The 12,959-nt window shown below is 69.0% G+C and carries 6 protein-coding genes; 4 read left to right on the top strand and 2 right to left on the bottom strand.

The window, feature by feature from the left end; translation table 11 throughout:
- Nucleotides 1-752: GlxA family transcriptional regulator (locus GEV02_RS29765; protein ID WP_152841435.1), on the top strand; the 752-nt coding region annotated here is incomplete at its 5' end.
- Between the two features lie 22 nt (nucleotides 753-774).
- Nucleotides 775-1,167, top strand: coding sequence for a hypothetical protein (locus tag GEV02_RS29760; protein WP_152841434.1), 393 nt, complete (start codon nucleotides 775-777; stop codon nucleotides 1,165-1,167).
- On the opposite strand, the gene GEV02_RS29755 is transcribed toward GEV02_RS29760, so the two are convergent.
- Complete coding sequence (locus GEV02_RS29755; protein WP_174999408.1) at nucleotides 1,146-2,054, bottom strand: retroviral-like aspartic protease family protein; 909 nt, start codon at nucleotides 2,052-2,054, stop codon at nucleotides 1,146-1,148. The two genes, GEV02_RS29760 and GEV02_RS29755, sit on opposite strands and share 22 nt — an antisense overlap.
- Before the next feature lie 5 nt (nucleotides 2,055-2,059).
- Nucleotides 2,060-2,803 (bottom strand): class I SAM-dependent methyltransferase, encoded by a 744-nt coding sequence (locus GEV02_RS29750; RefSeq protein WP_152841432.1) that lies wholly within the window; start codon nucleotides 2,801-2,803, stop codon nucleotides 2,060-2,062.
- A gap of 483 nt (nucleotides 2,804-3,286) precedes the next feature.
- Between GEV02_RS29750 and GEV02_RS29745 the strand changes: the two genes are divergently transcribed.
- Nucleotides 3,287-9,883 carry a beta strand repeat-containing protein gene (locus tag GEV02_RS29745; RefSeq protein ID WP_152841431.1) on the top strand — a complete coding sequence of 2,199 codons (6,597 nt, stop codon included), beginning with the start codon at nucleotides 3,287-3,289 and terminating at the stop codon, nucleotides 9,881-9,883.
- A 448-nt stretch (nucleotides 9,884-10,331) separates the two neighbouring features.
- Nucleotides 10,332-12,959: beta strand repeat-containing protein (locus GEV02_RS29740; RefSeq protein WP_235923046.1), on the top strand; the 2,628-nt coding region annotated here is incomplete at its 3' end.

The raw sequence follows: 12,959 nt of genomic DNA, 5'->3' as shown, positions 1-12,959 counted from the left end.
GCCCGGCGCTGGACCCGGCCACGGTGCGCTGGGTGCAGCGCGCCGCCGCCGGCATGGCCGCCACCCACGGCGTCGATGGCGGCCAAGGCGGCCCCGGCCTGCGGCGCTGCTGCTCGGTGTGCACCGGCGTGTTCGTGCTGGCGCGCGCCGGCCTGCTGCGCGGGCGCAGCGTGGTCACGCACTGGATGGATGTGGCGGCGCTGCAGGCGCAGCATGCGGAATTGCAGGTGCTGGACGACGCCATCTACGTCAAGGACGGCCCCTATTACACGTCGGCCGGCATCGCCGCCGGCATCGACCTGGCATTGAGCCTGGTCGAGGAAGACCGGGGCCGCGGCGCCGCGCTCGACACGGCCAAGCGGCTGGTGGTGTTTTTCAAGCGTCCCGGCGGCCAGCGCCAGTTCAGCTCCGAGCTGCTGGCCCAGGCCGATCCGCAAGGCTTGCACGGCCAGCTGACCGACTGGCTGCGGCCGCGCCTGAAGCGGCAGATCGATGTCGAGCAGATGGCGGCGGCGTTCGCCGTGTCGGTGCGCACCCTGCACCGCCGGCTGCAGCAGGAGGCGGGCGTGTCGCCGGCGCAGCTGCTGCTGCGGCTGCGCATGGAGGCGGCCTGCGGGTTGCTGGAGCGGCCCGGCATGAGCGTCAAGCGGGCCGCCAGCCAGAGCGGCTTCGGCAACGAGTACAATCTGCGGCGCGCGTTTTCCGCGCAGCTGGGCGTGGTGCCCAGCGCCTACCAGCAGCGCTTTGGCTGAACCCGATAAGCGGACCATACAGATGATGCAGGAATTCGAGAAGTGGGTGGCGCGCGTGCTGCTACTGAATAGCGCGCTGGCGCTGGGCGTGAGCCTGGGGCTGCTGGGCGAACCGCAGCCGGCCGACGCGCTGCCGCTGCTGTACAGCGCGGCCATGCTGGGCTTTGTGTCGGCCGTGCTGTCGCTCAAGCGCTGGACGCTGGGCCTGTGGGGCGGCGCGCTGTATTACGCGTTGCAGCTGGTCAGCGTCTATCCGTTCGACGGCGGCTGGCAGTTCGCCGTGCGGGCCGGCGTCAGCATCGGCATGGTGCTGCGCTTCCACAGCGGCGTGGTGGTGCTCAATATGGTGGCGCTGGCGCTGCTGGCCGCCACCGCCGCCGTGCTGGCCTGGCGCTACCGCGCGCCGAAGACCTGACCGCCCAGATAGCTGTAATAAAAGCGCTGCTGGCTGGCCGACAGCAGCACCCGGTGGGCGCGCAGGAAGTCGCGGCCCAGCAGCATGTCGACATGCTTGATGCCGAACTGCTGGGTGTTGGGGATCGCGGCCAGCGCGATGCGCGGATGGCCGATGCGCTCCTCGCCGATGACGAAGCTGTCGAAGGCGGCGCCGGCGCCCGGCGTCGCCGCGTCCGCGCCCACGCCCAGCGCCGCCGCCGTGCCGGCATCGACCACCGACTGCTCGGCGCCGGTGTCGATCAGCGCGCGCACGGCGCGGCCGTTCAGCTGCACCTGCACATAGGCCGCGCTGTGGCGGTCGGCGAACTCCAGCGGCACGTCCAGCGCCTGCGCATCCCAGTAGGCCAGCGACCTGGCGCCGCAGCCCTCGTCCCGGAAGAACTTCAGCCGGCGCTCGGCCAGCGCGATTTCCAGGTCCGACTGCAGCAGGTAGTCGGCGCCGACCATGCCGCCATAGCCCGGATAGTCGGCGCCGTCGACCACCGGGAACCAGGCGCGGGCCACGCGCGCCGGCCCGATCACCACTTCCTCCGGCTGGGCCGCGTACTGCGCGCTGTCACCGCCCAGGCCGCGCACGCGGTTCAGCGCGCGGGTCAGCGGCAGTTGCTGGCGGTCGGCCTCGGCGCGGGTCAGCAGCGTGCGCGCGGAGCCGGTGTCGACCAGCAGGCGCACCGTCCTGCCGTTGACCTGGCCGTCGATATACGGCATGCCGGAGGCGGCCTGGATGTTGAGTTCCAGCGCCGCCAGCTCGGTGTAGCGGCAGGCGTGGGCGGCGGGAGCGAGGGCGGCCAGGGCGGCCAGCAGCAGGCCGGCGCCGAGCCGGCGCCGCGGGGCGGGGGGGCGCATGGCGCTCATGGCTTGCGGAAGCGCAGGATGAACTGGTCGGTGTGGGCGCGGATGCCGGTCTCGAACACCCGGGCGGTGCGCTCGTCCTGCGGATTGCGCAGCGCCTGCGATTCGCCGTCCAGCACGAAGCCGGCCGCCAGCACTTCGCGCCTGACCAGCGCCTCGTCGATGCGGTGCAGCGCGGCCATGCCGGCCTCGTCCAGCCCGGCCACGCCGGCGTGGTCCAGCACTATATAGTAGCCGCCCGGCTTGAGCGCCGCGTAGGCCGCCTTGTTCAGCTCGGCCGTGCCGGCGGCGCCGCCCCAGATGCGGATGTCGTGGTAATTCTGCGACGTCCACACCAGGTCGGCCCTGGCCGGCACATTGAGCGAGGCCGCGCCCACGGTTTCATGGACATTGGCGCGGCCCGGTTCGGCCGACACCGGCGGCGGCAGCGGCTTGCCCTGCAGGCGGTCGAGCAGCAATTGCGGCGTCACCGCGTACACCGCGCCCTGCGGGCCGACGGCCGTGCTGAACAGCCGGGTGAAGTAGCCGCGGCCGGCGAAGTAATCGATCACCGTCTGCCCCGGCTGCACCCGGGCGAAGGCCAGCATGTCGGCCGGCTTGCGGTCGGCGTCGCGCGCGCGGTCGGCGTCCGGACGGGTGGCGTCGGCCACGGCGGCGGCGGCCAGCGGCGCCTGGCCGGCGGCGTGGGCGCTGCCCAGGCTCAGTAACAACCTCAGCAACAACAACAGCAGTGGCAATTTCATGGCGGGTCTCCAGCGTCGGGTGGGAAGGCGAGACAGCATTATGCACCGGTCATCGGCCGGTCACACAGGCGATGCAAAATATCCGTGTGGATACATTTCTGCAATCCAAGATGACGGATAGATTGCACATTAAAACAACTTTTTTATAACATAAACATTCCCTTGCGGGCAGGTTGCGCGGCCGCGACAACGCTGAAAAAAATTCTTTTGGGAAATTTAGTGCGATATAATCGCCCTTCTGAAATTCCGTTCCAGCGCCCGGTTCCGGCCGCTGCGCAGTAATTTGATGGCGGAAAAAAAGTTTACTTAATGAAATTCCAAAATCCGTCGTTATGTACAGTACAAGCCGGACTTTCCCGGCGGCATCACTAAAAAGTTTTTAAAATAGCAATACCATCCATTACAGGGGTCGGAGGTCAGGCACAAGCTGACTGTCCGGCTTGCTTTTTGAGCTGACAGCGTAGTACCTCCAGGAGAAATAGAATGAGTTTCGTGACCACCTTCACCACCGAACAACTTGCCACCCTCAGCACGTCCCAGATCCTGACGCTGGCGACTGCCGACATCGCGGCGTTCAATTCGGACCAGTTGGCTGCGTTCACGACCTCGCAAATCCCGGTCTTCACGACCGCCCAGCTGGCCGGCGGCATCACCACCACCCAGGCCGCCTACCTGACCACGCTGCAGATGAGCGTGCTGACTTCGAGCCAGATCGGCGCCCTGCAGACCGCCAGCTTCGCCCTGCTGTCGACCAATGACATCGCCGCGCTGTCGACCTCGGCCATTGGCGGCATCAGCGCCGGCCAGGTCAAGGCGCTGACCACCAACCAGGTCGTCGCGCTGACCAGCAACCAGGCCGCGCAGCTGACCTCGACCCAGGTCGCCGCGCTGTCGACCAACGCCATCGGCGCGCTGGAAACGGGCGACCTGGCCGCGATCAAGACCGCCTCGATAGCCCTGCTGAGCACGGCCCAGGTGGCGGCGCTGAGCACCGCCCAGATCACCTCGCTGTCGACCGGCGCCGTCGCCGCGCTCAGCACGGCCGGCATCGCCGCCCTCAGCACCGACCAGGCCGTCGCGCTGACCTCGGCCGCCATCGCCGCGCTCAGCACGGCCCAGGTGGCCGCGCTGTCGAGCAAGGCGCTGGGCGCGATCGAGACCGCCGACCTGGCCGGCCTGTCGACCGCCGACATCGCCGCGCTGCGCACCGCGCAGCTGGTCGGCCTGTCCACCGCCCAGGTGGCCGCGCTGTCGACCAACCAGATCAGCGCGCTGAGCGCCGCCGGCGCCGCCGCGCTGTCGACCAACCAGATCGTCGCGCTGACCACCGCCCAGGCCAGCGTGCTGTCCACCGCGCAAGTGGCGGCGCTGTCGACCAACGCCGTCGCCGCGCTGGAGACGGCCGACTTCGCCGCGCTGTCGACCAACGCCATCGCCGCGCTGAGCTCGGCCCAGATCAAGGCCCTGAACAGCGACCAGGTGGTCGCGCTGACGACCAATGAGGCCGCCGCGCTGAGCGCCATCCAGGTGGCCGCGCTGTCGACCGCCGCCGTGGCCGCGCTGGAAACGGCCGACCTGTCGGCCATCAAGACCGCCGCCATCGCCGCGCTGACCACCGCGCAGGTGGCGGCGCTGACCACCGGCCAGCTGAACTCGCTCGCGACCGGCGCCATCGCCGCGCTCTCCACCGCCGGCATCGCCGTGCTGTCCACCGACCAGGTGGTGGCGCTGACCTCGGCCCAGCTGAGCAGCCTGGGCACCGCGCAAGTGGCCGCGCTGACCAGCAAGGCCATCGGCGCGATCCAGACCGCCGACCTGGCCGGCCTGTCGACCGGCAGCATCGCCGCGCTGCGCAGCGCGCAGCTGGTCGGCCTGACCACCGACCAGGTGGGCGCGCTGTCGACCAACCAGGTGTCGGCCCTGAGCAGCGCCGCCGTCGCCGGCCTGACCACCAACCAGATCGTCGCGCTGACCACCGCCCAGGCCAGCGTGCTGTCCACCGGCCAGGTGGCCGCGCTGTCGACCAACGCCATCGCCGCGCTGGAAACGGCCGATTTCGCCGCGCTGTCGACCAACGCGGTCGCCGCGCTGAGCACGGCCCAGGTCAAGGCCCTGACCACCAACCAGGTGGTCGCGCTGACCACCAATGAGGCGGCCTCGCTCTCCACCGCCCAGGTGGCGTCGCTGTCGACCAACGCCATCGCCGCGCTGGAAACGGCCGACCTGGCCGCACTGAAGACCGCCGCCATCGCCGCGCTGGGGTCGGCCCAGGTGGCCGCGCTGACCACCGGCCAGATCAACTCGCTGTCGACCGCCGCCGTCGCCGCGCTCAGCACGGCCGGCATCGCCGCGCTGGACACCGAACAGGTGGTCGCGCTGACCTCGGCCCAGATCGCCACGCTGTCCACCGGCCAGGTGGCCGCGCTGACCTCCAAAGCCATCGGCGCCATCGAGACCGCCGACCTGGCCGGCCTGTCGACCAGCAGCGTCGCCGCGCTGCGCAGCAGCCAGCTGGCCGGCCTGACCACCGACCAGGTGGGCGCGCTGTCGACCAACCAGATCGCCGCGCTGAGCACCGCCGCCGTGGCCGGCCTGACCACCAACCAGATCGTCGCGCTGACCACCACCCAGGCCAGCGTGCTGTCCACCGCGCAAGTGGCCGGCCTGTCGACCAACGCCATCGCCGCGCTGGAGACCGCCGACTTCGCCGCGCTGCGTTCGGACGCCATCGCCGCGCTGACCGTCAACCAGGTCAAGGCGCTGACCACCGCGCAAGTGGTGGCGCTGACCACCGGCGAAGCCGCCGCGCTGTCGACCGCGCAAGTGGCCGCGCTGTCGAGCAACGCCATCGCCGCGCTGGAGACGGCCGACCTGTCGGCCATCAAGACCGCCGCCATCGCCGCGCTGGGTTCGGCCCAGGTCGCCGCGCTGACCACCGGCCAGATCAACACCCTGGCCACCGCCTCGGTCGCCGCGCTGAGCACCGCCGGCATCGCCGCGCTGTCGACCAACCAGGTGGTCGCGCTCACCTCGGCCCAGATCGCCAGCATGAGCACCGCGCAAATCGCCGCGCTCAGCAGCAACAGCATCGGCGCCATCGAGACCGCCGACCTGGCCGGCCTGTCGAGCAACGACATCGCCGCGCTGCGCACCGCCCAGCTGGCCGGCCTGGCCACCGACCAGGTGGCCGCGCTGTCGACCGCCCAGTTCGCCGCGCTGAGCAGCGCCCAGGTCGCCGGCCTGTCGACCAACCAGATCGTCGCGCTGACCACCACCCAGGCCAGCGTGCTGACCGCCGCCCAGGCGGCCGGCCTGACCAGCAACGGCATCGCCGCGCTGGAAACGTCGGACTTCGCCGCGCTGTCGACCAACGCCATCGCCGCGCTCAGCGCCAGCCAGGTCAAGGCCCTGTCCACCAACCAGATCGTCGCGCTGACCACCAATGAAGCCGCCGCGCTGGGCACGGCGCAAGTGGCCGCGCTGGGCAGCAACGCCATCGCCGCGCTGGAAACGGCCGACCTGGTGGCGCTCAAGACCGCCGCCATCGCCGCGCTGAGCACCGGCCAGGTGATCGCCCTGACCACCGGCCAGGTCAGCAGCCTGGGCACCGCCGCCATCGCCGCGCTGAGCACCGCCGGCATCGCCGTGCTGTCCACCAACCAGGTCGTCGCGCTGAGCTCGGCCCAGATCAACAGCCTGAGCACCGCGCAAGTGGCCGCGCTGTCGTCCAACGCCCTTGGCGCCATCCAGACCGCCGACCTGGCCGGCCTGTCGACCAGCGACATCGCCGCGCTGCGCAGCAGCCAGCTGGCCGGCCTGACCACCGACCAGGTGGGCGCGCTGTCGACCAACCAGATCGTCGCGCTGACCACGGCCGCCGTGGCCGGCCTGACCACCGCCCAGGTCGTCGCGCTGACCACCACCCAGGCCAGCGTGCTGTCCACCGGCCAGGTGGCGGCGCTGACCACCAACGCCATCGCCGCGCTGGAGACCGCCGACTTCGCCGCGCTGCGTTCGGACGCCATCGCCGCGCTGAGCGTCAACCAGGTCAAGGCGCTGACCACCGCGCAAGTGGTGGCGCTGACCACCGGCGAAGCCGCCGCGCTCTCGACCGCGCAAGTGGCCGCGCTGTCGACCAACGCCATCGCCGCGCTGGAAACGGCCGACCTGTCGGCGCTCAAGACCGCCGCCATCGCCGCGCTCTCGACCGCGCAAGTGGCGGCGCTGGGCACCACCCAGATCAACACCCTGGCCACCGCCTCGGTCGCCGCGCTGAGCACGGCCGGCATCGCCGCGCTCTCCACCGCGCAAACCGTGGCGCTGACCTCGGCCCAGGTGGCCGCGCTCTCCACCGCCCAGGTGGCCGCGCTGAGCAGCAACGCCGTCGGCGCCATCGAGACCGCCGACCTGGCCGGCCTGTCGAGCAACGACATCGCCGCGCTGCGCACCGCCCAGCTGGCCGGCCTGGCCACCGACCAGGTGGCCGCGCTGTCGACCGCCCAGTTCGCCGCGCTGAGCAGCAGCCAGGTCGCCGCGCTGTCGACCAACCAGATCGTCGCGCTGACCACCACGCAGGCGAGCGTGATGAGCACCGCGCAAGTGGCCGGCCTGACCAGCAACGGCATCGCCGCGCTGGAAACGGCCGACTTCGCCGCGCTGTCGACCAACGCCATCGCCGCGCTGAGCGCCAGCCAGGTCAAGGCGCTGACCACCAACCAGGTCGTCGCGCTGACCACCAATGAAGCCGCCAGCCTGAGCACCGCGCAAGTGGCGGCGCTGACCAGCAACGCCGTGGCCGCGCTGGAAACGGCCGACCTGGCGGCGATCAAGACCGCCGCCATCGCCGTGCTGAGCACCGGCCAGGTGGCCGCCCTGACCACCGGCCAGGTCAGCGCGCTGTCGACCGCCGCCATCGCCGCGCTCAACACCGCCGGCATCGCCGTGCTGTCCACCAACCAGGTGGTCGCGCTGGGGTCGGCGCAGATCGCCAGCCTGGGCACCGCGCAAGTGGCCGCCCTGTCGTCCAACGCCATCGGCGCGATCCAGACCGCCGACCTGGCCGGCCTGTCGACCGGCCACATCGCCGCGCTGCGCACCGCCCAGCTGGGCGGCTTGACCACCGACCAGGTGGGCGCGCTGTCGACCGGCCAGATCACGGCGCTGTCGTCGGCCGCGCTGGCCGCGCTGTCGACCAACCAGATCGTCGCCCTGACCACCGCCCAGGCCAGCGTGCTGAGCGCCGCGCAAGTGGCCGGCCTGAGCACCAACGGCGTGGCCGCGCTGGAAACGGCCGACTTCGCCGCACTGTCGACCAACGCCATCGCCGCGCTGAGCGCCAGCCAGGTCAAGGCGCTGACCACCAACCAGGTGGTGGCCCTGACCACCGGCGAGGCGGCCGCGCTCTCCACCGCCCAGGTGGTGGCGCTGACCAGCAACGCCATCGCCGCGCTGGAAACGGCCGACCTGTCGGCGCTCAAGACCGCCGCCATCGCCGCCCTGACCACCGGCCAGGTCGCCGCGCTGAGCACGACCCAGGTCAACACCCTGGCGACCGCCTCGCTGGCGGCGCTGAACACGGCCGGCATCGCCGCGCTGTCGACCAACCAGGTGGTGGCGCTGACCTCGGCCCAGGTGGCCGCGCTCTCCACCGCGCAAGTGGTGGCGCTGAGCACCAACAGCATCGGCGCGCTGGAGACCGCCGACCTGGCCGGCCTGTCGACCAACGACGTCGCCGCGCTGCGCACCGCCCAGCTGGCCGGCCTGAGCACCAGCCAGATCGTTGCGCTGAGCACCAACCAGATCGCCGCGCTGGCCTCCTCGGCCTTCGCGTCCGGCCTGAGCACCACGCAGATCGCCGCCCTGACCACCGCCCAGGCCGTATCGCTGAGCGCCGCCCAGGTGGGCGCGCTGTCGACCAGGAACGTGGTCGCGCTGTCGACCGGCAGCATCGCCGCCTTCTCGACCAATGAGATCGCCGCGCTGACCACCGCCCAGCTGAGCGTGCTGAGCTCCGACCAGGGCGTGGCGCTGACCTCGGCCCAGGTCGCCGCCCTGAGCAGCAAGCAAGTGGCCGGCCTGTCGACCACCGCGCTGGCCGCGCTGGAAACGGCCGACCTGGTGGCGCTGAGCACCAACGCCATCGCCGCGCTGAGCACGCGCCAGATCGCCAGCCTGCGCACCGCGGAAATCACCTCGCTGACCACCAACCAGGTGCATGCGCTGACCTCGATGCAACTGCATGCGATGAGCAGCGACCAGGTGCACGCGATGACCACCGACCAGACCCACGCGCTGTCCTTCCTGACGCCGATCGTGCTGGACTTGAACGGCAACGGCGTGCAGACCACCGCCCTGGGCCAGGGCGTGCAGTTCGACCTGCTGGCCAACGGTAACAAGGTCAACACCGGCTGGACCGCCGGCGGCGACGGCTTGCTGGCGCTGGACCGCAACCATGACGGCATCATCAACGACGGTAGCGAGCTGTTCGGTTCGGGCACCACGCTGGCCAACGGCCAGAAGGCAAGCACCGGCTACGAAGCGATGGCCGAACTGGACACCAACGGCGACGGCGTGATCGACGCCAAGGATAGCGCCTTTGCCGACCTGCGCGTCTGGGTCGACGGCAACGCCGACGGCGTCAGCCAGGCCGACGAGCTGAAATCGCTGCAGGACCTCGGCATCACCAAGCTGAACCTGGACGTCAAGCAGGATGGCGCCGTCAACAACGGCAACATCCTGGGCTTGAGCTCGACCTTCGAGACGGCCGACGGCGCCACCCACGCGGCGGCCGACGTGTGGTTCGCCACCACGCCGACCAGTAACCTGAGCGGCAACGTCAGCGGCCTGGCGCAGGCGCTGTCCAGCTTTGCCGGCAATGCCGCGGCAACGCCGGCGGCGGCCAAGCTGGAATTGCCGGGTAGCGGCGTCAGCGGCAACGTGGCGCAGCTGGCCGGCGCGATCAAGCAGTTCAGCGACAAACCGCTGGGTGCGGAAACCCAGGCGGCCACCGACAGCGAGCTGCGCCTCAAAGCGCTGCAATCGCAGGGCGGCCACGGCTTCCTGGCCTCACCGGCCAAGTAAGCGGCAACAGCAGTCATGAACGGCAGGGCGCAAGCCCTGCCGTTTTACCCTCCGGAACCGGATTTTGATGCAATTTGGAAAAGTTGGCCCGGTTTTTGCATTGCACTCAGTAAACAAAAAGACTTAATGCGGTACGGAAAAAAGTCGCTTTGTACGGTCAGGGCGGCTGCCGGCGCTAAATTTTGCTCCCGATTAAACGAAACTATGTGATGCCTCAAGGCCATATAAATGTTAACGGGGGGCAAAATCTTGGCGCTGGGATCTAAAGTTGGCTTCGATATTGACGTTAAGAACTAAAGTGCGACGCTTTTCTCGCGTTTAGCTCAAGCATTTCAGAAATAAAATCGCTGGTAATACCCAATTTGACGTTGGAGCCTAGGGGAAAAAATCCCTGCCGGCTCCGATATTTGTCCGTATAGAACTGTGCAGTGCCCCAAGGAGAATGGAAATGAGCCTCGTAACAAGCATGAGTACCGACCAGATTGCAGCTCTGTCGACCCAAACAATTGCTGCTCTCGCGACTTCTGATATTGTTGCGCTCAATTCGGCACAGACCCGCGCACTGACCACGGATCAGACGGTTGCGCTGACGACCACCCAGATCGTCGCGCTGACCACCAAGCAGCTGACCGATGGCTTGACGACCGACCAGATCGTCGCGCTGACCTCCAACCAGGTCGGCGTGCTGAGCTCGGCGCAGTTCAATGCGCTGGCCACCCAGTCCATCGTCGCGCTGGAAACCGGCGATTTCGCCGCGCTGCGCACCGCCACCATCGCCGGCATTTCCACCAGCCAGCTGGCGGCGGTCACGACCGACCAGATCGTCGCACTGACCACCGCCCAGGCCGGCGCGCTGACCAGCAGCCAGGTGGCCAGCCTGAGCACCGGCGCCATCGTCGCGCTGGAATCGGCCGACCTGATGGCCTTGAAGACCGCCGCCATCGCCGCCCTGACCACGGCACAGTTCACCTCGCTGTCCACCGACCAGATCTCCAACCTGACCACCGCGCAAATCGGCGCGCTGAGCACCGCCGACCTGGCCTCGGGCCTGACCACCAACCAGGTCGTCGCGATGAGCTCGACCCAGCTGTCGCTGCTGAGCACCAACCAGTTCAGCGCGCTGGGCACCAGCGCCGTCGCCGCGATTGAAACGGCCGACCTGATCGCGTTGAAAACCAGCGTCATCGCCGCGCTGAAGACCGCGCAACTGGCGGCCCTGACCACCGACCAGGTCAGCACGCTGACCACCAGCCAGGTCGCCGCGATCACCACCGCCAACATCCAGGCGCTGACCACCGACCAGGTCGTCGCCTTGAGCTCGCAGCAAGTCGGCACGCTGAGCTCGGCCCAAGTGGCCGCCATGAGCACGCTCGACATCGCCACCATTGAAACCGCCGACATCGGCGCGCTGAAAACCTCGGCCATCGCCGCGCTGACCACCGGCCAGGCCCGCGCCCTGACCACCGACCAGATCGTCGCCTTGGGTTCGGCCCAGATCGGCGCGCTGACCAGCGCCCAGGTCGCCGCGATGAGCAGCGGCCAGATCGCCGCCATCGAGACCAACGATATCGGCGCGCTGAAGACCTCGGCCATCGCCGCGCTGACCACCAACCAGACCGCCGCGCTGAGCACCGACCAGTTCCAGCAACTGGGCACCGCGCAAATCGCCGCGATGACCACCGCCAACCTGGCCGTGCTGACCACCGACCAGATCGTCGCGATGACTTCGAACCAGTTCGGCGCCCTGAGCTCGATCCAGTTCAACGCGCTGTCGACCACCGATATCGCCGCGATCGAAACGGCCGACATCATCGGCCTGAAAACGTCTATCATCGCCACGCTGAAGACCGCGCAACTGGCGGCGCTGACCACCGACCAGCTGTCGAACCTGACCACCAACCAGATCGCCGCGATCACCACCGCCAACATCCAGGCGCTGACCACCGACCAGATCGTCGCCTTGAGCTCGCAGCAAGTCGGCACGCTGAGCTCGGCCCAAGCCTCCGCGCTGAGCACGCTGGACATCGCCTCGATTGAAACGGCCGACATCGGTTCGCTGAAAACCGCCGCCATCGCCGCGCTGAGCGTCAACCAGGCCAAGGCCCTGACCACCGACCAGATCGTCGCGCTGGGTTCGGCCCAGATCGGCGCGCTGACCAGCGCCCAGGTCGCCGCGATGAGCAGCGGCCAGATCGCCGCCATCGAGACCAACGATATCGGCGCGCTGAAAACCGCCGCCATCGCCGCGCTGACCACCAACCAGACCGCCGCGCTGAGCACCGACCAGTTCCAGCAACTGGGCACCGCGCAAATCGCCGCGATGACCACCGCCAACCTGGCCGTGCTGACCACCGACCAGATCGTCGCGATGACTTCGAACCAGTTCGGCGCCCTCAGCTCGAACCAGTTCAACGCGCTGTCGACCACCGACATCGCCGCCATCGAAACGGCCGACATCGTGGGCCTGAAAACCTCGATCATCGCCACGCTGAAAACCGCACAACTGGCGGCGCTGACCACCGACCAGCTGTCGAACCTGACCACCAACCAGATCGCCGCGATCACCACCGCCAACATCCAGGCGCTGACCACGGACCAGGTCGTTGCTCTGACCTCGACCCAGATCGGCACCTTGAGCTCGGCACAAGCCACCGCGCTGAGCACGCTGGACATCGCTTCGATCGAAACGACCGACATCGGTTCGCTGAAGACCGCCGCCATCGCCGCGCTGTCGACCAACCAGGCCAAGGCGCTGACCACCGACCAGATCGTCGCTTTGGGTTCGGCCCAGATCGGCGCGCTGACCAGCGCCCAGGTCGCCGGCATGAGCAGCGGCCAGATCGCTGCGATTGAAACCAACGATATCGGCGCGCTGAAAACCGCCGCCATCGCCGCCTTGACCACCAACCAGACCGCCGCGCTGAGCACCGACCAGTTCCAGCAACTGGGCACCGCCCAGGTCAGCGCGATGACCACCGCCAACCTGGCCGTGCTGACCACCGACCAGATCGTTGCGATGAGCTCGAACCAGTTCGGCGCCCTCAGCTCGAACCAGTTCAACGCGCTGTCGACCACC

The organism is Rugamonas aquatica (assembly GCF_009380215.1).
GTDB lineage: Bacteria > Pseudomonadota > Gammaproteobacteria > Burkholderiales > Burkholderiaceae_D > Rugamonas > Rugamonas aquatica_B.
This window is presented reverse-complemented; position numbering and strand designations above follow the sequence as displayed.

Coding starts and splice junctions, on each gene's coding strand:
- GEV02_RS29750 (WP_152841432.1), bottom strand. CDS start 2,803: ATGAAATTGCCACTGCTGTTGTTGTTGCTGAGGTTGTTACTGAGCCTG.
- GEV02_RS29760 (WP_152841434.1), top strand. CDS start 775: ATGATGCAGGAATTCGAGAAGTGGGTGGCGCGCGTGCTGCTACTGAAT.
- GEV02_RS29755 (WP_174999408.1), bottom strand. CDS start 2,054: ATGCGCCCCCCCGCCCCGCGGCGCCGGCTCGGCGCCGGCCTGCTGCTG.
- GEV02_RS29745 (WP_152841431.1), top strand. CDS start 3,287: ATGAGTTTCGTGACCACCTTCACCACCGAACAACTTGCCACCCTCAGC.